Source organism: Sphingomonas naphthae, assembly GCF_028607085.1.
In the GTDB taxonomy this organism is placed as follows: domain Bacteria; phylum Pseudomonadota; class Alphaproteobacteria; order Sphingomonadales; family Sphingomonadaceae; genus Sphingomonas_Q; species Sphingomonas_Q naphthae.
In genome coordinates this window covers 3,662,959-3,683,303 of the sequence record NZ_CP117411.1, presented here as the reverse complement: position 1 = coordinate 3,683,303, position 20,345 = coordinate 3,662,959, and the positions used below count along the sequence as shown (strand labels likewise).

Below are 20,345 nucleotides of genomic sequence, written 5' to 3'. Positions count from 1 at the left end.
CGGCTATTACCGCATCGCAGCGCGTCTCAACACCTTTACGCCGTCTTTTGCAAGCGGTTGAAGCGAGGGCTCTGGGCGCGTATCGCGCGCCGCATCGTTTCCAGGGGGCACGGCGACCATGACCGACGCGGAGATACTCGCCGAATTCCGGCAGGCCGAGGCCTTGCTGGAGGGGCATTTCATCCTTTCCTCCGGCCTGCATTCGGCGCGCTACCTGCAATGCGCCCGCGTGCTGATGGATGGCGCGCGCGCCGGGCGGCTGGCCGCCGCCCTCGCCCTCAAGATTCCCGACAAGATCAAATTGCGGCTGGGCGCCGTCGTCTCGCCGGCGATGGGCGGGGTCATCATCGGGCATGAGATGGGCCGCGCGCTCGGCCTGCCCGCGATGTTCGTGGAGCGGCCCGACGGCATCTTCACCTTCCGCCGGGGATTCGGGCTGGAACCGGGCGAGAAGGTGCTGCTGGTCGAGGATGTCGTCACCACCGGGCTCTCCTCGCGCGAGGCGATCAGGGCGGTCGAGGCGGCGGGCGGCGAGGTGATCGCGGCCTGCTCGCTGGTCGATCGATCGGACGGCGAGGTCGATCTCGGCGTGCCTTTCTATCCGCTGATCGGCATGAAGGTGGAGGCCTATCCGGCCGATGCCCTTCCGCCCGAACTGGCGGCGATTCCCGCGATCAAGCCGGGCAGCCGGGCCAAGCCATGACCCTGCCGCTGCGCCTGGGCGTCAACATCGATCATGTCGCCACCATCCGCAACGCGCGCGGCGGGCTCCACCCCGATCCGATCCGCGCGGCGGAGATCGCGCAGGCGGCCGGCGCCGACGGCATCACCGCGCACCTGCGCGAGGACCGGCGCCACATCATCGACGAGGATATCGGCCGGCTGATCGGCGCCATCTCGCTCCCCCTCAACATGGAGATGGCCGCCAACGAGGAGATGGTGGCGATCGCGCTGCGCCACCGCCCCCACGCCGTGTGCATCGTGCCCGAACGGCGCGAGGAGGTGACGACCGAGGGCGGTCTCAACGCGGCCGGCCAGCACAATCACCTGAAGCCGCTCATCACCCGTCTGGGCGAGGCCGGCATCCGCGTCTCGCTGTTCATCGAACCCGATGCGCGGCAGATCGAAGCCGCCATTGCGCTCGGCGCCCCCGTGGTCGAATTCCACACCGGCGCTTATGCCCATGCGGAGGGGGAGGATCAGGTGAAGGAATTGCGGCGCATCGCCGAAGCCGCCGCGCTCGCCGCCAAGAACGGCATAGAGCCGCACGCGGGGCACGGCCTCACCTTCGACAACGTCACGCCGATCGCGGCGATCCCCCAGATCGCGGAACTCAACATCGGCCATTTCCTGATCGGCGAGGCGATCTTCACCGGGCTGGAGGCCAGCGTCGGCCGGATGCGCGCCCTGATGGACGCGGCGCGGTGAGGGTGACGCCATCATTCCTCCCTGAGCTTGCTCGGGGAGGGGGACCATGCGCAGCATGGTGGAGGGGTGCGAGCGCAGCGAGCGTTGCGCAGACCCCTCCACCCCGCGCTGCGCGCGCGGTCCCCCTCCCCGTCCTTCGGACAGGGAGGAACTGCCTGTGATCGTCGGTCTTGGCTCCGATCTCTGCAATATCGAGCGAATCCAGCAATCGCTCGACCGATTCGGTGATCGCTTCACGAATCGGGTGTTCACCGCGATCGAGCAGGCCAAGGCCGAGCGGCGGCCGTTCACCCGCGCCGGCACCTACGCCAAGCGATTCGCCGCCAAGGAGGCTTTCTCCAAGGCGGTGGGAACCGGTTTCAAGGCGGGCGTGTTCATGCGCGACATCGGCGTGGTCAATGCCCCCAGCGGCGCGCCGACCCTCCATCTCACGGGTGGCGCGAAGGCGCGGCTTGACGCGCTGACCCCGCCCGGCCACGCGATGGTCATTCATCTGACCTTGACCGACGATCACCCCTGGGCGCAGGCCTTCGTCATCCTCGAAGCGCGCCCGACCAACGACTTACCAGAAGGAGAGATCGCGTGAGCGATCACCCGGCGACACTTTCCACAGACGCGCTTCCCCCCAAGGAGGTGCCGCAGCCCGACGCCGGCCTGCGCAAGGGCACCGACTGGTGGGCCGAGGCCAAGGGCATGGTATGGCTGCTGCTGGCGGTCCTCGCCTTCCACAGCCTGATCGCCAAGCCCTTCTACATTCCCAGCGAATCGATGATGCCGACGCTCATCAAGGGCGATCGGCTGGTCGTGACCAAATATCCCTACGGCTGGTCCTACGTCTCGCCCTCCTTCCACGTCCTGCCCTTCATCAAGGGCCGGCTGTTCGGGCAGCTGCCCGAACGCGGCGACGTGGTGATCGCCAAGCCGCCGCAGGCCGACAGCGATTACATCAAGCGCGTCATCGGCCTGCCCGGCGACCGGATCGAGGTGCGCCGCAGCGTGTTGATCCTGAACGGCGTGCCGGTGAAGCGCGAGGCCAAGGGCGAGGCGATGATCCCGATCGACGCCAACGTCACCTGCCTGACCGATAACGAGATCGACCATGCGGTCGTCACGCCGGACGGCAAGCGCCTCTGCGCGCTGCCGGTGTTCCGCGAGACGCTGCCCAACGGCCGCAGCTACGACACGATTGATTTCGGCCCCCACGCCAGCCAGGGCGACGATTACGGCCCGGTGGTGGTGCCCGCCGGCCATGTCTTCCTGATGGGCGACAATCGCGACGAATCGGCCGACAGCCGTTATTCGATCCTCGAAAGCGGGCTCGGTGGGCCGCTGCCGGTCGAGAATCTCGGCGGGCGGGCGGAATTCATCACCTTCTCGCTCGACGGCACCTCGCAATGGTTCAACCCGATCAGCTGGTTCACCGCGCTGCGCGGCGGCCGGGCGGGGATGAGCCTCCACCCGAGCAAGGCAGCCCCCGCGAAATGAGCGACGACGCACCTCCCCCCCGCCCGGCGGAGGTGCCGGGGCCTTCGGATTTCCGCAACCCGATCACCGAGCGCGAGCTGCACAAGGCGCTCGTCTGGGCGTGCGTGGTGGTCGCCTTCGTCCTGCTGTGGCTGACGTGGCAGCCGCTGCTGCTGATCTTCGGCGGCATCGTCTTCGCGGCGATGCTGGATGGCGGCACGCGGCTGCTGGGCCGGGTGCTGCCGATCGGGCGGGGCCTGCGCCTCACCATCGTCTGCCTCGCCGTCCTCGCCTTTCTGGTGGGCACTTTCTGGCTCGCCGGATCGCAGCTGGCGGGCCAGGCCGAAGCGCTCCAGATCGTCATCAGCGCGCAGCTCAACCGTCTGCTCGGCTGGGTCCACGACACCGGCCTCGTCCCGCCCGGCGCGGGCGGCGTGGGCGAGATCGGCAAGCAGATCATGGGCTCGCTCGGCCGCGTCACCGCCTGGGTCGGCTCGGCGCTGGGCGCGGTTTCCAGCATGGCGATGATCGTCGTCATCGGCGTGTTCGTCGCGATCGAGCCGCGCCTCTACGAACGCGGCGTCGCCTGGATGCTGCCGCTGGAAAAGCGCGCGGATTTCTACGTCACCGCCGAGAAGATGGGCTTCACGCTGCGCCGGCTGATGGCCGGGCGTCTGCTCGGCATGGCGGTGGAAGGCGTGTTCACCGGCATCTTCGCCGGCATCGTCGGCATCCCGATGGCGGCGCTGATCGGCATCATCACCGGCCTGCTCGCTTTCCTGCCCAATATCGGCGCGATCGTGTCCGGCGTGCTGATCGTGCTGGTCGGCTTCTCGGCCGGGTTCGACACCGGCATCTGGGCGATCGTGATCTACGTGGCGGTGCAGACGATCGACGGCTATCTGATCGTGCCGATGGTCGCCAAGCGCTCGGTCGATCTGGCCCCCGCGCTGGTGCTGGGCGCGCAGCTTCTGTTCGGCGCGCTGTTCGGCATCATGGGGCTGGCGCTCGCCGATCCGATGGTGGCGATGATCAAGGTGCTGCTGGAGCGCCGCTCGATCAATGCCGCCGAGGATGCGGAACAGGCTGGCCAGACAGGCTGAAGGCGCTAAAGGCGTCGGCATCGAAAAACCCGAGGGAGCCCCGATGCCGACGCTCGTCCTGATCCGCCACGGCCAGTCCGCCTGGAATCTCGAGAACCGCTTCACCGGCTGGTGGGACGTGAACCTCACCGATCAGGGCATCGCCGAGGCGACGGCGGCCGGCGAGCTTATGGCCGCCAAGGGCCTCGATTTCGACATCGCCTTCACCAGCTTCCAGACCCGCGCGATCAAGACGCTCAACCTGGCGCTCGAGGCGATGGGCCGGCTGTGGCTGCCGGTCGAGAAGGACTGGCGGCTGAACGAGCGCCATTATGGCGGACTGACCGGGCTCAACAAGGCCGAGACGGCGGCCAAGCATGGCGACGATCAGGTGAAGGTGTGGCGCCGCAGCTTCGACATCCCGCCCCCCGTGCTGGAGGCCGGCGGCGAATTCGACCTGACCGCCGATCGCCGTTACGCCGGCATCGCCATCCCCGATACCGAAAGCCTGAAGGACACGATCGCCCGCGTCCTGCCCTATTGGGAAGCGCGGATCGTGCCCGAGCTGAAGGCCGGCAAGCGGGTCGTCATCTCGGCGCACGGCAATTCGCTGCGCGCGCTGGTGAAGCATATGTCGAACATCCCCGACGACGAGATCACCGAACTGGAGATCCCGACCGGCCAGCCGATCGTGTACGAGCTGGACGACAGCCTCGCCGCGACCGATCGCTATTATCTCAGCGAACGGTAAGGCCGATGGGCGCCGCCGAACCCCGCATCGGCATCATCATGGGCTCGCGCTCCGATTGGGACACGATGCGCCACGCCGCCGACATCCTCGCCGATCTGGGCGTGCCTTATGAGACCAAGGTCGTCTCGGCCCACCGCACGCCCGAACGGCTGTACGAATATGCCAAGTCGGCCGCGCGGCGCGGGCTGGCGGTGGTGATCGCGGGCGCGGGCGGCGCGGCCCACCTGCCCGGCATGGTCGCTTCGATGACGCGCGTGCCGGTGCTGGGCGTGCCGGTCGAATCGAAGGCGCTGAAGGGCATGGATAGCCTGCTGTCGATCGTGCAGATGCCCGGCGGCATTCCTGTCGGCACGCTGGCCATCGGCAAGCCCGGCGCGATCAACGCGGGGCTGCTGGCCGCCGCGATCGTCGCCACGGCGGATCCGGCGCTGGCCGAGCGGCTCGACGCCTGGCGTGCCCGCCAGACCGCCTCGGTCGCCTTCGATCCCGAGTGACGGATGCGCCGGCCTGACCCAATCCGTTCATCCCGAGCGCAGTCGAGGGACGTGCCCCAAGCGGTGAGCAATGTGTCTCGACTTCGCTCGACACGAACGGTTTGAGTTGGTGAGCAGGCCCCCAGCGATGATCCCCCCCGGCGCCACGATCGGCATCCTCGGCGGCGGCCAGCTCGGCCGGATGCTGGCGATGGCCGCCGCCAATCTCGGCTACCGCAGCCACATCTACGCCCCCGGCGAGAGCGGCCCCGCCACCGAAGTCTCGGCGCGCTGGACCAAGGGGGCCTATGACGATGCCGCCGCCGTCGCCGCCTTCGCGGCGCAGGTCGCGATCGTGACCTACGAGTTCGAGAATGTCGGCGTGGCCGCGCTGGCGGGCCTGCCCGTGCTGCCCTCCCCCGCCGCGCTCGATGTGGCGCAGGACCGGCTGGCCGAGAAACGCTTCGTCGCGGGCCTCGGCGGCACCACCGCCCCCTTCCGCGCGGTCGACAGCCTCGCCGATCTGGAGGCGGCGCTGGCCGGGATCGGCACCCCCGCGATCCTCAAGACCCGCCGCTTCGGCTATGACGGCAAGGGGCAGGCGCGGCTGATGGACACCGCCGATGCCGCCGCCGCGTGGGGATCGATCGGCGGCCAGCCCGCGATCCTCGAAGGCTTCGTCCGCTTCGACGCCGAATTTTCGATCATCGCCGCGCGCGGGGCCGATGGCGCGATCGTATACTGGGACGCCTGCACCAACGTGCACGACGCCGGCATCCTCGCCCGCACGACCGTGCCCGCCACCGGCGTCGTCGCCGAACAGGCCGAAGCCGCCCGCGCGCTCACCGGCCGCATCGCCGAGGCGCTCGATTATGTCGGCGTGCTGGCGGTGGAATATTTCTGTGGGGTGGACGGCCCGGTGTTCAACGAAATGGCCCCCCGCGTCCACAACAGCGGCCACTGGACCAGCGAGGGCGCGATCACCTCGCAATTCGAGAATCACATCCGCGCCATCTGCGGGTTGCCTTTGGGCGACACCGCGCTCGCCGCCCGCGCGGTCACGATGGACAATCTCGTCGGCGATCAGGCCGATGCCTGGCCGGCGATATTGGCGGAGGGCAAGGCCCACCTCCACCTCTACGGCAAGACCGAGAGCCGCCCCGGCCGCAAGATGGGCCATGTGACGCGGCTGGAATTCTGAGATCCGGTGCAGGGGCATTCGCACCTGCACCGGACCATCGTGATTATTTCGACGGCGGCGGCGGCGGGGGCGCGTCACCGCGCGGGCCGCCGAAACCGCGCATCGCGGCACGCTCCTCGGGGCTGACGACGCCGTCCTTGTTGGCGTCGAGCCGGTCGAACATGGCCTCGGCCGCGTTGCGCGCTTCCTGGAGCGAGACGACGCCGTCCTCGTTCGTGTCCATCCGGTCGAACATGCCCATGCCCATCCCGCGGCCACCGCCGCCGCCCCGGCGCGGGCCGCCACCGTCGCCGCGCGCGGCCATGGCGGCCTCCATCGCGGCGGTGAACTCCTTCTCGGTGACCTTGCCGTCCTTGTTGGCATCCATCGCCTGGAAGCGCGCGACCGACCGCTCGATCGATTCGCTGCGGGTCAGCGAGGGGCCTTCCTGCGCGTACAGCGGCCCCTGGAAGATGCCGACCGAGATGGTGGTGGCGAGCAGGGCCGCGAGGCCGGCGGTGTAACGCTCGGTGAAGGTGGGCATGGCAAACGGGCTCCTGAAAATCGTCTCAAACTCTCGATGATGCCCGTCTGGCCGAGTCATATTGCCCCGGTAGGTCGGGAATGCAGTGATGTTTCCGGTTTGAAACGTAGCTGCATTCCCAATCCGTCGGTTTTCACATCATCGGCGGGGTGGGCGGCGGCGGGGGTGCATCGCCACGCAGGTCGCGCCGCATGATGTGCACCTGCATCGGACGCGCGGCCATGCGCTCGGCCTCGCTCAGCTTGCCGTCGCCATCGGTATCGATCTTGGCGAAGCGGGCGCGGGCGGCGGCGACCGCCTCGGCTTCGGTGACCTTGCCGTCCTTGTCGGCGTCGATCCGGTCGAACATCGCCATCATCATCATGCCCTCGTGCGGCGGCGGGGGCATGTCCGGCGCGCCCGGCGGAGGCGGCGGGGGCATCGCGCCACCGGCCATCGCCTTGCCGGGCGGCGGGGGCGGTGTCGGGGCGCCGGGCGGAGGAGGCGGCGGGGGCATGTCGCCCGGCCCGCCCATCCGCATCACCATCCGCGTCTGGACGCCGGCGACATATTCGTCACGCGAAAGCTGGCCGTCCTTGTTGGTGTCGAGCGCATCGAATCGCTTGGCGGCCATTTCCTTGCGATCGGCATCCATCCGCGCGCGGAACGCGATCATCGGCGCCTCGGCCTCCTCGCGGGTGACGACGCCGTCCTTGTTGGTGTCGGCCTGGGCGAACATCGCTTTGGCGCGCGTCTCGGCCTCGGCCAGCGTGTCCGGGCCTTTCACGATCATACGGCGCTCGATCCGCTTCATGCCGGGCTGGTCGGGCGCCTGGGCATCCTTCGCGGGCGCGACGGCGCACGCCGCCCCGGCCACCACGAGGGCCGCCGTGGCGAACAGATAAGGGTTACGCATGGGGTTCCTCCTCTCGCCCGCTGACGGGGCGGGGCCGATCGATGCGCCGCCGAAACTGTATGCGGGTTGAACGGCCGCGACACGGGGGCTAAGGCGCGCGCGTTTCCCTGTCTGTCGGAGTTTTCGGGATGAGCGAGATCAAGCGCGTCGTGCTGGCCTATTCGGGCGGCCTCGACACCAGCGTCATCCTGAAATGGCTGAAGGAGACCTACAATTGCGAGGTCGTCACCTTCACCGCCGATCTGGGCCAGGGCGAGGAGCTGGAGCCGGCCCGCGCCAAGGCCGAGCTGATGGGCGTTCGCCCTGAGCATATCTTCATCGACGATCTGCGCGAGGAATTCGTGGCGGATTACGTCTTCCCGATGATGCGCTCGAACGCGCTGTACGAGGGCCTCTACCTGCTCGGCACCTCGATCGCCCGGCCGCTGATCGCCAAGCGCCAGATCGAGATCGCGCGGATGGTCGGCGCCGATGCCGTCAGCCATGGCGCCACCGGCAAGGGCAACGATCAGGTCCGCTTCGAACTCGGCTATTATGCGCTCGCGCCCGACATCAAGGTGATCGCGCCGTGGCGCGAGTGGGATCTCACCAGCCGCACCCGCCTGATCGAATTCGCCGAGCAGCACCAGATCCCCGTCTCCAAGGACAAGCGCGGCGAGAGCCCCTTCTCGACCGACGCGAACCTCCTCCACACCTCGTCCGAGGGCAAGGTGCTGGAAGACCCGTGGGAGGAGGTGCCCGACTACGTCTATTCGCGCACGGTGAATCCCGAGGACGCGCCCGACGTGCCGGAATATATCACGATCGATTTCGAGAAGGGCGACGGCGTCGCGCTGAACGGCGTCGGCATGAGCCCCGCCACGCTCCTCACCGCGCTCAACGACCTCGGCCGCAAGCATGGCATCGGCCGGCTCGATCTGGTCGAGAACCGCTTCGTCGGCATGAAATCGCGCGGCATGTACGAGACGCCGGGCGGGACCATCTATCACCTCGCCCATCGCGGGATCGAGCAGATCACGCTCGATCGCGGCGCCGCCCATCTGAAGGACGAGTTGGCCCCGCGCTATGCCGAACTGATCTACAACGGCTTCTGGTTCAGCCCTGAGCGCGAGATGTTGCAGGCGGCGATCGACCACAGCCAGGAGAAGGTGGCCGGCACCGTCCGCCTGAAGCTCTACAAGGGCAGCGTGATCGTGGTCGGCCGCAAGTCGCCCAACACGCTCTATTCGGAAAAGGTCGTCACCTTCGAGGACGACGCCGGCGCCTACGACCAGCGCGACGCGGCGGGCTTCATCAAGCTCAACGCGCTGCGCCTGCGCCTGCTCGGCAGCCGCGACGGGCGATAAGGGCTGTTCCTCCCCGGTACGGGGAGGTGGCAGCCCAAAGGGCTGACGGAGGGGGAGCGCCACGAAGCGCAGCATCCGTGGAGAACCCCCTCCACCACCGCCTTCGGCGGCGGTCCCCCTCCCCGTGCCGGGGAGGATCAGGGGAACAGGTTCGGCGCTGGCGCAAGCCGCGCCCCGTCGCTACATCGCGCCTCCATGTCGACGCTCCGTATTGCCTCCTGGAACATCAATTCCGTCCGTGCCCGCATCGGGATCGTCGAGCAGTTCCTGCGCGAGGAGCAGCCGGACATCCTGTGCCTTCAGGAGACCAAGGCGGCCGACGACGTGTTTCCGGCCGATGCCTTCCGCAAGCTGGGCTACGTCCACCAGCGGCTCAACGGCCAGCGGATGCACCATGGCGTCGCGATCCTCAGCCGGGTGCCGCTGATCGACGACGAGCCCGGCATCTGGAAGCATGACTGGCAGGCCAATGGCGAGGCGCGCCATGTCGGCGTGCGGCTGGAACAGGGCTTCCACCTCGAGAATGTCTATGTGCCGGCGGGCGGCGACATTCCCGATGTCGAGCTGAACCCGAAATTCGCGCAGAAGCTCGCTTTCCTGAAGCGCATGACCGAATGGTCTGAGACGCTCACCACACCCACGCTCATCGTCGGCGATTTCAATGTCGCGCCGCTGCCGAGCGACGTGTGGAATCACAAGGCGTTGCTCGGCGTGGTCAGCCATACGCCGGTCGAGGTGGCGGCGCTCGATGCGTTGCAGGCGGCGCACGGCTGGGTCGATCTCGGCCGCCATTTCCATCCCGCCCCGGCGCGGCTGCATACCTGGTGGAGCTATCGATCGCCCGACTGGACGGTGAACGATCGCGGCCGCCGGCTCGATCATATGTGGGCCAGCCCCGATCTCGCCCCGCGCGCCACCGCCCACAAGGTGTGCGAGCCGTGCCGCGCGTGGCTCAAGCCCTCGGATCACGTCCCCCTCATCACGGACTTCGCCCTTTGAGGCCAGCTGACCCCCGTGACGCCGCGCGCGCGATCGATGCGATCCGGCGCGGCTGGCCGGTGACGATCGCGGGCACGAATGGCACGCTGGCGGCGCTGGCGATCGAGACGGCCGACGATGGCCGGCTGGCGGCGTTCGACCCCGATGGCCGCGCCGACGTGCTGCTCTCGCCCACCCGCGCCGCGACCCTGAAGCTCGCCAACCAGATCGCGGCCGCCGTGCCGCAGGTGCCGGTGCGCGTCCGCCGGGTCGACTGGCTCGATCTGCCCGCCGCCGTGGCGCTGGCCGATCCCGCGCTTGATCTCGCCCGGCCGCTGGCGGGGCCGTGGATCGCCGGGCCGCTGCCCGAGACCGACGCGGCCGAGGCGGCGCTGCGGCTGGCGCGACTCGCCGGGCTGCTGCCGGCCTTCTTCATCGCCCCCGCCACCGCCGATCCCGCCGTCACCCTGCCCGCCGACGCGATCGCCGCGCATGACGCGCCCGCCACGCTCGCGATCGCCTCCCGCGCGCGCCTGCCGGTCGAGGCGAGCGAGGCCGCCGAGATCATCGCCTTTCGGGGTGCGGCCGACGCGGTCGAGCATGTCGCGCTCGTCATCGGCTCGCCCGATGGCCGTCCGCCGCTCGTCCGCATCCATTCCGAATGCCTCACCGGCGATGCGCTGGGCTCGCTCAAATGCGATTGCGGGCCGCAACTGCGCCGCGCGCTGGCCGAGATGGCGGGGGCCGGCTGGGGCATCCTGCTCTATCTGCGGCAAGAGGGGCGCGGCATCGGCCTCGTCAACAAGCTGCGCGCCTATGCACTTCAGGATCAGGGGTTCGACACGGTGGACGCCAATCTGCGCCTCGGCTTCGCGATCGACGCGCGCGATTTCGCGGTGGCGGCGCGGATGCTGGAGCTGATCGGCCAGATCGAAGTGCGGCTGATGACCAACAATCCCGCCAAGGTGGCCGGGCTGGAGACGGCGGGCATCACCGTCGCCGAGCGGGTCGCGCACAAGGCCGGGCTAAACCTGCACAACGCCGGCTATCTCGATACCAAGCGCGACCGCACCGGGCATATATTGTGAGCCTGCTGGTCGATACGACCGCACAGACCGTCACCGCCTTCGGGGCGACCGTGCCCTGCGCGATCGGGCGCGGCGGCGCCTGCACGGCAGAGGACAAGCGGGAAGGCGACGGCCGCACGCCGCTGGGCACCTGGGCGCTGCGGACCGCGCTGCTGAAACCGAGCGTGACGATCGCCGAGGCCCCGGCCCTGCCGTGGCGCTGGATCTCCCCCGAGGACGGCTGGTCCGACGCGCCCGCCGATCCCGCCTACAACCGCCCCGTGATGTGGCCCCACCGCTGGTCCGCCGAGCGGATGCTGCGCCATGACGGCCTGTACGACATCGTCGTGACCCTGGCCCACAACGACACCCCGCCGGTGCCCGGCGCGGGCAGCGCGATCTTCCTCCACTGCTGGCGCGACGGAGCGCCGACCGAAGGGTGCGTCGCGGTGGAGCGGCGCGTGCTGGCGGACTGGCTGCCCCGGCTGCGGCCGGGGAGCATGGTGGAGATTATCTAAGCTCGATCGTCACCCCGGCCTTGTGCCGGGGTGACGGCATTAAGCCACCCGCGTGCCCCGCACCGGGAACGTCCCGAAAATCCCCGCGCTCACCTCGCCCTCCAGCGTATCGCCATCCACCCGCGCCTTGCAGCGCAGCGTCAGTGGCATGGGCTTTGGCACGGGCATCGACCAGGCGAGCTGGTTGCCCGTCACCAGGCCGTCGGGGATGTCGATCGAGCCCAGCGTGCCTTTGGCGTGGCCGGAGAAGCGGTCACCCGCCGTCGTGATCGTGAAGGTGAAGCTCTGTTCGCCCAGCGGCGATTCCACCACGCAATCCCAATTGCCATCCACTTCGGACACGCCATTCTCCTTGAAGCCGGGTGTCGCGATATAGGCGTTGGCCACATCGACACAATCAACTGCGATACCCTCTTGTGTTGCCATTTTGTCACACCATATGCGCCGGGACTGACAGGGGACTTTCATGGATTTCGAGAAATTCACCGATCGCGCCAAGGGCTTTCTCCAGGCGGCGCAGACCGTGGCCATCCGCAACAGCCACCAGCGGGTCGGCACCGAGCATCTTCTGAAGGCGCTGATCGACGATCGCGAGGGGATGGTGTCCGGGCTGATCGGCAAGGCCGGCGGCAATGTCGCGCTGGCCACGCGCGCGACCGATGCGGCGCTCGCCAAGACGCCGGCGGTGTCGGGTTCCGGCGCGCAGACCCAGCCGGGCTTCGACAACGACTTGATCCGCACGCTCGATCAGGCGCAGCAGATCGCGGCCAAGGCCGGGGACAGCTTCGTCACGGTCGAGCGGATGCTGCTCGCCCTCACGCTCGCCACCACCACGGCGGCCGGCAAGGCGCTGGCCGAGGCCGGGGTGACGCCGCAGGGGATCAATGCGGCGATCGACGCGCTGCGCGGCGGCCGCACCGCCGATACGGTGGGCGCCGAGGATCGCTATGACGCGCTCAAGAAATTCGCCCGTGATCTCACCGATGCGGCGCGCGAGGGCAAGCTCGATCCGGTGATCGGCCGCGACGAGGAAATCCGCCGCACCATCCAGATCCTGGCGCGCCGCACCAAGAACAATCCGGCGCTGATCGGCGAACCCGGCGTCGGCAAGACCGCCATCGCCGAGGGGCTGGCGCTGCGCATCGCCAACGGCGACGTGCCCGATGGCCTCAAGGGCCGCACCCTCATGTCGCTCGACATGGGTTCGCTGATCGCGGGCGCGAAGTATCGCGGCGAATTTGAAGAACGCCTGAAGGGCGTGCTCGACGAGGTCAAGGCCGGGGCGGGCGACATCATCCTCTTCATCGACGAGATGCACACGCTGATCGGCGCGGGCAAATCCGAAGGGGCGATGGACGCGGGCAATCTGCTGAAACCCGCGCTGGCGCGCGGCGAACTGCATTGCATCGGCGCCACCACGCTCGATGAATATCGGAAATATGTCGAGAAGGATCCCGCGCTCCAGCGGCGGTTCCAGCCGGTGTTCGTCGGCGAGCCGACCGTGGAGGACACGATCTCGATCCTGCGCGGGCTGAAGGAGAAGTACGAACTGCACCATGGCGTGCGGATCACCGATGGCGCGCTGGTCGCGGCGGCGACCCTCTCCAACCGCTACATCACCGATCGCTTCCTGCCCGACAAGGCGATCGACTTGATGGACGAAGCCGCCAGCCGGCTGCGGATGGAGGTGGAATCCAAGCCCGAGGAAATCGAAAATCTCGACCGGCGTATCATCCAGCTCAAGATCGAGCGCGAGGCGCTGAAGAAGGAGACCGACACCGCCTCGATCGATCGCCTCGCCAATCTGGAACATGATCTGGCGCAGCTCGAGGAGCAATCGGCCGAACTGACCACGCGCTGGCAGGGCGAGAAGGACAAGATCAACGCCGAGGCCAAGCTGAAGGAACAGCTGGATCAGGCGCGCATCGCGCTGGAGCAGGCGCAGCGCACCGGCGATCTCGGCAAGGCGGGCGAACTCTCCTACGGCGTGATCCCCGGCCTCGAACGGCAATTGGCGGAGGCGCAGCAGGCGTCGGCCGGCGCGATGCTGCGCGAGGAGGTGACCAGCGAGGATATCGCCTCGGTCGTCAGCCGCTGGACCGGCGTGCCGGTCGAGCGGATGCTCCAGGGCGAGCGCGACAAATTGCTCAAGATGGAGGAATGGCTGGGCAAGCGCGTGATCGGGCAGGCCGATGCGGTGAAGGCCGTGTCCTCCGCCGTCCGCCGCGCGCGGGCGGGGCTACAGGATCCGGGGCGGCCGTTGGGCTCCTTCCTGTTCCTGGGGCCGACCGGCGTCGGCAAGACCGAGCTGACCAAGGCGCTCGCCGAATTCCTGTTCGACGATCCCGCCGCGATGGTGCGCATCGACATGAGCGAATATATGGAGAAGCACGCCGTTTCCCGGCTGGTCGGCGCCCCTCCGGGCTATGTCGGCTATGAGGAAGGCGGCGTGCTGACCGAGGCTGTCCGGCGCCGGCCCTATCAGGTGATCCTGTTCGACGAGGTGGAGAAAGCGCACGGCGACGTGTTCAACATCCTCCTCCAGGTGCTGGACGACGGGCGCCTGACCGACGGGCAGGGCCGCACGGTCGATTTCGCCAACACGCTCATCATCCTCACCTCGAACCTCGGCTCGCAATATCTGGCGAACCTGCCCGAGGACGCCTCAACCGAGAGCGTCGAGCCGGCGGTGATGGAGGTGGTGCGCGCGCACTTCCGCCCGGAATTCCTCAATCGGCTGGACGAGATCATCCTGTTCCATCGCCTCGGCATCGCCCACATGGCGCCGATCGTGGATATCCAGGTGGCGCGCGTCCAGAAGCTGCTGCGCGACCGCAAGGTGGCGCTGTCGCTGAGCGACGCGGCGCGGGCGTGGCTGGGGCGGGTCGGCTACGATCCGGTCTATGGCGCCCGGCCGCTGAAGCGCGCGGTGCAGAAATATCTGCAAGACCCGCTCGCGGAGGAAATCCTGCGCGGCCAGATACCGGACGGGTCGATGGTGACGGTGGACGAGGGCGACGGGAAACTGGCGCTGACGGTGGTGTGAGCCACTTCGTCGCCCCACCCAAAACCGTTCATCCTGAGTAGGGACTGAGCGCAGTCGAAGGCCCTTATCGAAGGACCTGCGCTGGTCCTTCGATACGCCATTTCGACAAGCTCAATGGCTACTCAGGATGAACGGTTTTGGGGTAGGGTGACGGGGGAATTCAAGCGTAGGCCAGCAACGCATCCCGCTTGGCGATCAGATCGTCCAGCCGCGCCTCGTCCGGCTCGGCCGCGATGGTCGCCATCGCGCGGGCCAGCCGCTCGGCGGCGCGATCCCCGATCGGGCCGACCGCGCTCGCGCATTGCTCCATCTCGGCCATGTCGCCCGAACAATGCAGCGCCACGTCGCAGCCCGCCGCCAGCACGCCCGCCGTCCGCTCCGCGAAGCTGCCCTTGAGGGCATGCATCCCGAGATCGTCGGACATCAGCAGCCCGTCGAAGGCGATGCGGCCACGGATGATCTCGGTGATGATCGTCGGCGACAGGCTGGCGCAGCGCTCGGCGTCCCACGCGGTGTAGAGGACGTGCGCGGTCATCGCCATCGGCGCGTTGTTGAGGCGGATGAAGGGATCGATGTCGAGGTCCAGCGCCTCGATCGGCGAGTCCACCACCGGCAGCTCGACATGGCTGTCCGAAAAGGCCCGGCCGTGGCCCGGCACATGCTTGACCACGCCGACCACGCCGCCCAGTCGCAGCCCGTCGAGCGTGGCGCGGCCCAGCGCCGCCACCTGCAACGGTTCATGCCCCAGCGCGCGATCGCCGATGATGTCGTGCGCGCCTTCCTGCCGCACGTCGAGCAAAGGCAGGCAATCGACATTGATGCCGGCCTCGCGCAGCATCACCGCGATCGCCTGGGCGTTGGCGCGCATCGCCTCGATCGCCGTCATCGGCGCCTTGCGGTAGAGGCCGGCGAACATCTCGCCGGGCGGAAAGGCGGGCCAGTAAGGCGGCTGCATCCGCGCGACCCGGCCGCCTTCCTGATCGATCAGGATCGGCAGATCGTCGCGGCCAGAGATGGTCCGCAGCGAATCGGTCAGCGCGCGCAATTGCACCGGATCGACGACGTTGCGCTTGAACAGGATGAACCCGGCGGGGTCGACCGCGCGGAAGAAATCGGCTTCGGCTTGGGTGAGGGCGGTGCCGGACAGGCCGAGAATGAGCGGCGTCATCGTCGCAACCGGCCCCTTCAGCCCACGACCGAGCAGGTTTCGCCGGCGACCTTCAATCGCTGGCAGATGCTCTGCGCCTCGCCGCCGGCCGCCGCGCGCAGGCGGTAGAGCGTCTGGGTGCCGGTCTTCACCTCCAGCACGCTGGAGCCCAGCGGGGTGAGGAAGGGGAAGCGGCCCGACAGCGATTTCCACGCCGCCTGCGCCTTGGCCTGGGTGGAGAAGGCGCCGAGCTGGACCGTGCCGCCGCCCGAGAGGGCAGCGGGCGCGGGGGCCGCCGCCGGAGCGGCGGGCGCCGCAACCGGGCGCGCGGCGAGTTCGCGCAGGGTGGCGGCAGCCGGATTCGCCGGAGCCGGGGGCGGCGTCGCGGCGACGACGCGCGGCCTGGCCGCCGGGCCGGGGATGGTGATCGCGTCGGCGCTCGCGGTGGCGGCGCCGGGCGCGGTGGCGTTGCCGGGGGCGGTGACGGGCGTTTCGGGCAGCGCGTTCAGGTCGATCGTGCTGTCGATCTCCTGCCCTTCGCTCGCGCCATAGGAAACGTCGCCCGTGCCCTCCACCTTCATGCCGCCCGGCTCGGCCGGCTTCTGGCGATAGGGTTGGGCGGGCGCCTCGATCGTCTGGCCCGAACCGAAGATCGCACCCTCGCGGAACAGGAAGAACCACAGGATCGCCACGACGAGGACCGCGCCGGCGAACAAAGCGCCGAGCGTGACGAGCATCGTGCGGAAGCCGCCGCGATCGTCATCGTCCTGCGTGGCCGCTTCCTGCAACCAGGGAAGCCGCTCCTCGCCCCTGCCCCGCATGTCCGACATCAATGCATCTCCTCGGCAGCGGCGACCCCCATCAGGGCCAGGCCGTTGCGGATGATTTGCCCGATCGCGTCGCTCAACGCCAGCCTCGCGGCGGTCAAATCGGGCCGGTCCGCGATCAGGAAGCGACGGCCGGGATCGTCGTTGCCGCGATTCCACAGCGCATGGAAGGTGGCGGCCAGATCATAGAGATAGAAAGCGATGCGGTGCGGTTCACCGGCGATCGCCGCCGCCTCGACGATGCGCGGGAATTGCGCGGCGAGCTTCACCAGCACCAGCTCCTCGGCATCGAGCAGCGCCAGATCGGCGGCGGGCAGATCGATCCCCGCCTCCACCGCGCGGCGATGCAGCGACTTGCCCCGTGCGTGGGCATATTGGACGTAGAAGACCGGATTGTCCTTCGACGCCTCGACCACCTTGGCGAAATCGAAATCCATCTGCGCGTCGGCCTTGCGCGTCAGCATGGTGAAGCGGACGACATCCTTGCCGACCTCCTCCACCACGTCGGCGAGGGTGACGAAGCTGCCCGACCGCTTCGACATCTTCACCGGCTCGCCGCCGCGCAGCAGGCGCACCATCTGCACCAGCTTCACGTCGAACGGCACGGTGCCGCCGGTCAGCGCCTTCACCGCCGCCTGGATGCGCTTGACGGTGCCGGCATGGTCGGCGCCCCAGATATCGATCAGCCGATCGGCGCGCGCCGCCTTTTCGGCGTGATAGGCGAGATCGGCGCCGAAATAGGTGTAGCTGCCGTTGGATTTCTTCACCGGCCGGTCCTGATCGTCGCCGAACTGGCTGGCGCGGAACAGGGTGAGGTCGACCGGCTCCCAATCGTCGGGCGTCTCGCCCTTGGGGGCCTCCAGCGTGCCCTCGTAGATCAGGCCATCGGCGCGCAGGCGGTCGATCGCCGCATCGACGGTGCCGGCCTTCTGGAGCGCGGCTTCGGACGAGAAGATGTCGTGGTGGATGCCGAGCAAAGCGAGATCGGCGCGGATCATCACCATCATCGCGTCGACCGCTTTGGTACGGAACAGCGCGAGCCATTCGCTCTCGGGCTTGCCGACATAGGTGTCGCCAAATTCGGCGGCGAGCGCCTGCCCGACGGGCACCAGATAGCCGCCCGGATAGAGTCCCTCGGGGATCTCGATCGCCTCGCCCAGCGCCTCGCGGTAGCGCATGTGCGCCGAGCGGGCGAGGACGTCGACCTGCCCGCCCGCGTCGTTGATATAATATTCGCGGGTCACGTCGTAGCCGGCGAAGGCGAGCAGGCCGGCGAGTGCGTCGCCCACCACCGCGCCCCGGCAATGGCCCATGTGCATCGGCCCGGTCGGGTTGGCCGAGACATATTCGACATTGACCCGCTTGCCGCCGCCCAGGGTCGAGCGGCCGTAATCGTCGCCCAGATCGGCGATGCGGGCGAGTTCGCCGCGCCAGGCATCGTCCACCAGCCGCACGTTGAGGAAGCCGGGGCCGGCGATCGAGGCTTCGGCCACCTGATCGAGCGCCGTCAGGCCCGGCAGCAGCGCCTCGGCCAGCGCGCGCGGCGGCATCTTCGCGGCCTTGGACAGCACCATCGCGGCGTTGGTCGCCATGTCGCCATGGGACGGATCGCGCGGCGGCTCGACGGTGATGGCGCGGCGATCGAGATCGGCCGGCAAGGTGCCGGCGGCGACGAGGCCATCGAGGATCGCATCGAGATCGGCGGCGAAACGGGCGTAGAGCGTGCTCAAGGCAATGTCCGGCTGTCGAGGGAATGGCGGGCGCTTACCGGATCGCGCCGCTTACGTCATCCCCTCGGACGGAGGCTGTAGGTGGCGACGGAGGGGGCCATCGGGTCGAGCAGCACCGACAAGGCGATCCCCGTCGCCACGACGCCGAGCGCCGCGCCACCGATCAGCAGCGCGCGCGGCGGCAGCGCGATCAGCGGGCGGAGCAGCATCAGCGCCATCAGCGCGAACAGGATCGTCACCTCGGCCCGGTCGGCGCCGACGCTCAGGAACAGGAAATGGGCGAAGGGCAAGAGGTTGCCCAGCGCCAGCGCGGCGACGATGGCGGCCGCGATCACCCCGGCGCCACCCGTGAAGTCGCGATCGACCCACGCCGTCAGCGCGGCGGCGAGGCTCGCCAGCAGCAGGCCCCAGGCGAAGGGCGGCGCGGCGGTCGGCAACAGCGCCTGCACCAGCGCGACGAGCAGCAGCACCAGCAGGATCGCGCCGAGCCAGCCTTCCCACAGGCCCGTGCGGTGGACGAACCAGCCGGTGGCGAGGCCGAGCCCGCCGAGGATCGCCACCACCAGCGGATCGTCGCCCAGCAGCAGCGCGGCGGCCGACAGCAGCAGGGCGGGGATCAGTCCGGCCCAGCGCGGCGTCGGCCAGAGCGGGCGTGTGACGGCCAGCGACAGCGCGATCGCGGCCAGCGCCAGCAGCGCCGCCTGCACCTCCAGCCGGGGCAGAGCCGCGAGCCGGTCGTAATAATTCCAGTCGACGCCCGAGACATGGTTGACGAGGAGCAGCAGCAGCGCGCCGTGCGGCACCAGCCACAGCGCCGCGACGAGGCCCCGGCCGATCCCGCCCCAGCCCGGCCTGACCCGCCCGATCGCCAGCGCGAACAGCCCGGCCGCCACCGCCAGCACGATCCAGCCGGCCCAGGCGGGATAGACCAGCAGCCCCAGCCCGAACACGTCGCCGAACGCCGCATCGGCGGTGCGCGGCGGCAGGGCCGGCGCCATCGCCAGCGCGCGCGTCAGCCCGAGGCCCTGCAACCCCATGTCGTGCAGCGTAGCGGGATCGATATTGGCCGGCGTCGCCAGCGGCGAATGATAGAGGCCGGCGCGGCCGACCGGCGCGAAATTGAAGGCGGTGGCGCCATGCGGCAGCGCCACGGTCAGGTCGGTCGAATTGGGCATCAGCCGATAGACCGACACCGCGATCGACTGGGCGGACGGGTGCGGCACGACCCGCGCGAACAGCCGCATCGCCGCGCCATTGCCGGGCGAGGTCTCGAACATGGAGACGCGGCCACCGCCGCCGCGCGCCTCGAAATTGACGATCGCGCCCACCCGCGCGGCGTTGGCCGGATCGGCGAACCACGCCTTCGCGCCGACGAGCCCGACCTCCTCGGCATCGGTGAACAGCAGGATCACGTCGCGGGCCGGCTGCGGCCCGGCCTTGAGCGCGCGGGCGATCTCCAGCAGGGCCGCCACGCCGAAGCCGTCGTCCCCCGCGCCCGGCGATCCCCAGACGGTATCGTGATGCGCCATCAACAGCAGCGCGGGCGCCGCCCGGTCGCGCCCGGCCATCACGCCGATCACATTGGTGCCGGTCAGCGCATCTACATCGCGCCCGATCCAGCCGGCCACCTCCTTGCGCGCGGCTTCGGGCAAGGGGAAATTCTGGGTAGACACGGTGAGGCCCAGCGCCGCCATGCGCCGCGCCAGATAGGCGCGGACCTTCGCATCCTCGGGCGAGCCGACGATATGCGGCCGGGCCGAGACGGCGGCGAGATCGGCCATCGCCCGGCGGCCGGAGAAAGCGGCGGGCGGGGTGCGGGCACCCTCCTGCGCGGGCCGGGCGGACCAGACGGCCAGCGCCAGCCCCGCG

General features: G+C 69.2%; 20 protein-coding genes. 13 read left to right on the top strand and 7 right to left on the bottom strand.

Annotated elements, in window-relative coordinates; all coding sequences use genetic code 11:
• Positions 1 to 118: 118 nt before the first annotated feature.
• The 8 genes from pyrE to PQ455_RS17755 all read left to right on the top strand — a co-directional run bounded on the left by pyrE (position 119) and on the right by PQ455_RS17755 (position 6,399).
• Entirely contained in the window at positions 119 to 703 is a 585-nt protein-coding gene (pyrE, locus tag PQ455_RS17790) for an orotate phosphoribosyltransferase (protein WP_273687646.1), read from the top strand.
• A complete protein-coding gene (locus tag PQ455_RS17785) occupies positions 700 to 1,428 on the top strand; it encodes a pyridoxine 5'-phosphate synthase (RefSeq protein ID WP_273687644.1) in 729 nt (242 codons plus the stop codon). Before pyrE ends, PQ455_RS17785 begins: the two co-directional genes overlap by 4 nt.
• A gap of 157 nt (positions 1,429 to 1,585) precedes the next feature.
• Positions 1,586 to 2,014: a holo-ACP synthase gene (acpS, locus tag PQ455_RS17780; protein ID WP_273687643.1), complete on the top strand. Its 429-nt coding sequence runs from the start codon at positions 1,586 to 1,588 to the stop codon at positions 2,012 to 2,014.
• Positions 2,011 to 2,913, top strand: a complete 903-nt coding sequence (gene lepB / locus PQ455_RS17775; RefSeq protein ID WP_420542806.1) for a signal peptidase I — start codon at positions 2,011 to 2,013, stop codon at positions 2,911 to 2,913. Before acpS ends, lepB begins: the two co-directional genes overlap by 4 nt.
• On the top strand, positions 2,910 to 3,995 hold the full coding sequence (locus PQ455_RS17770; RefSeq protein ID WP_273687642.1) for an AI-2E family transporter: 1,086 nt from the start codon (positions 2,910 to 2,912) through the stop codon (positions 3,993 to 3,995). Before lepB ends, PQ455_RS17770 begins: the two co-directional genes overlap by 4 nt.
• 43 nt (positions 3,996 to 4,038) lie before the next feature.
• On the top strand, positions 4,039 to 4,725 hold the full coding sequence (gene gpmA / locus PQ455_RS17765; RefSeq protein ID WP_273687640.1) for a 2,3-diphosphoglycerate-dependent phosphoglycerate mutase: 687 nt from the start codon (positions 4,039 to 4,041) through the stop codon (positions 4,723 to 4,725).
• A gap of 5 nt (positions 4,726 to 4,730) precedes the next feature.
• The gene (gene purE / locus PQ455_RS17760; RefSeq protein ID WP_273687638.1) at positions 4,731 to 5,219 is read left to right on the top strand and encodes a 5-(carboxyamino)imidazole ribonucleotide mutase; all 489 of its coding nucleotides are present in this window, start codon (positions 4,731 to 4,733) and stop codon (positions 5,217 to 5,219) included.
• 127 nt (positions 5,220 to 5,346) lie between these two features.
• Entirely contained in the window at positions 5,347 to 6,399 is a 1,053-nt protein-coding gene (locus tag PQ455_RS17755) for a 5-(carboxyamino)imidazole ribonucleotide synthase (RefSeq protein ID WP_273687636.1), read from the top strand.
• Positions 6,400 to 6,442: 43 nt separating this feature from the next.
• On the opposite strand, the gene PQ455_RS17750 is transcribed toward PQ455_RS17755, so the two are convergent.
• Both PQ455_RS17750 and PQ455_RS17745 read right to left on the bottom strand, forming a co-directional pair.
• Complete coding sequence (locus PQ455_RS17750; RefSeq protein ID WP_273687634.1) at positions 6,443 to 6,922, bottom strand: EF-hand domain-containing protein; 480 nt, start codon at positions 6,920 to 6,922, stop codon at positions 6,443 to 6,445.
• 133 nt (positions 6,923 to 7,055) lie between these two features.
• Positions 7,056 to 7,817 carry an EF-hand domain-containing protein gene (locus tag PQ455_RS17745; RefSeq protein WP_273687632.1) on the bottom strand — a complete coding sequence of 254 codons (762 nt, stop codon included), beginning with the start codon at positions 7,815 to 7,817 and terminating at the stop codon, positions 7,056 to 7,058.
• A gap of 128 nt (positions 7,818 to 7,945) precedes the next feature.
• Here PQ455_RS17745 and PQ455_RS17740 point away from each other — a divergent pair, with 128 nt between their 5' ends.
• The 4 genes from PQ455_RS17740 to PQ455_RS17725 all read left to right on the top strand — a co-directional run bounded on the left by PQ455_RS17740 (position 7,946) and on the right by PQ455_RS17725 (position 11,726).
• Positions 7,946 to 9,163 (top strand): argininosuccinate synthase, encoded by a 1,218-nt coding sequence (locus tag PQ455_RS17740; protein WP_273687630.1) that lies wholly within the window; start codon positions 7,946 to 7,948, stop codon positions 9,161 to 9,163.
• A 195-nt stretch (positions 9,164 to 9,358) separates the two neighbouring features.
• Entirely contained in the window at positions 9,359 to 10,162 is an 804-nt protein-coding gene (locus tag PQ455_RS17735) for an exodeoxyribonuclease III (protein WP_273687628.1), read from the top strand.
• The gene (ribA, locus tag PQ455_RS17730; RefSeq protein ID WP_273687627.1) at positions 10,159 to 11,229 is read left to right on the top strand and encodes a GTP cyclohydrolase II; all 1,071 of its coding nucleotides are present in this window, start codon (positions 10,159 to 10,161) and stop codon (positions 11,227 to 11,229) included. The genes PQ455_RS17735 and ribA overlap by 4 nt, the downstream gene beginning before the upstream one ends.
• Positions 11,223 to 11,726 carry a L,D-transpeptidase family protein gene (locus PQ455_RS17725; protein WP_273691441.1) on the top strand — a complete coding sequence of 168 codons (504 nt, stop codon included), beginning with the start codon at positions 11,223 to 11,225 and terminating at the stop codon, positions 11,724 to 11,726. The genes ribA and PQ455_RS17725 overlap by 7 nt, the downstream gene beginning before the upstream one ends.
• A 39-nt stretch (positions 11,727 to 11,765) precedes the next feature.
• Here the strand turns inward: PQ455_RS17725 and PQ455_RS17720 are convergent, their stop codons facing one another.
• Complete coding sequence (locus PQ455_RS17720) at positions 11,766 to 12,113, bottom strand: hypothetical protein (RefSeq protein ID WP_273687625.1); 348 nt, start codon at positions 12,111 to 12,113, stop codon at positions 11,766 to 11,768.
• A 79-nt stretch (positions 12,114 to 12,192) separates the two neighbouring features.
• On the opposite strand from PQ455_RS17720, the gene clpB reads away from it, so the two are divergent.
• Positions 12,193 to 14,772 (top strand): ATP-dependent chaperone ClpB, encoded by a 2,580-nt coding sequence (clpB, locus tag PQ455_RS17715; protein WP_273687624.1) that lies wholly within the window; start codon positions 12,193 to 12,195, stop codon positions 14,770 to 14,772.
• A 160-nt stretch (positions 14,773 to 14,932) separates the two neighbouring features.
• Here clpB and nagZ read toward each other — a convergent pair whose 3' ends face one another.
• From nagZ to PQ455_RS17695, 4 genes are read right to left on the bottom strand one after another with little or no spacing between them, the layout of a single operon-like run.
• Positions 14,933 to 15,940, bottom strand: coding sequence for a beta-N-acetylhexosaminidase (nagZ, locus tag PQ455_RS17710; protein ID WP_273687621.1), 1,008 nt, complete (start codon positions 15,938 to 15,940; stop codon positions 14,933 to 14,935).
• Between the two features lie 17 nt (positions 15,941 to 15,957).
• Entirely contained in the window at positions 15,958 to 16,749 is a 792-nt protein-coding gene (locus PQ455_RS17705; RefSeq protein ID WP_273687619.1) for an SPOR domain-containing protein, read from the bottom strand.
• Positions 16,749 to 18,476: an arginine--tRNA ligase gene (argS, locus tag PQ455_RS17700; RefSeq protein WP_273687617.1), complete on the bottom strand. Its 1,728-nt coding sequence runs from the start codon at positions 18,474 to 18,476 to the stop codon at positions 16,749 to 16,751. The genes PQ455_RS17705 and argS overlap by 1 nt, the downstream gene beginning before the upstream one ends.
• Positions 18,477 to 18,532: 56 nt before the next feature.
• Positions 18,533 to 20,257 (bottom strand): M20/M25/M40 family metallo-hydrolase, encoded by a 1,725-nt coding sequence (locus PQ455_RS17695; RefSeq protein ID WP_273687615.1) that lies wholly within the window; start codon positions 20,255 to 20,257, stop codon positions 18,533 to 18,535.
• Positions 20,258 to 20,345 lie beyond the last annotated feature (88 nt).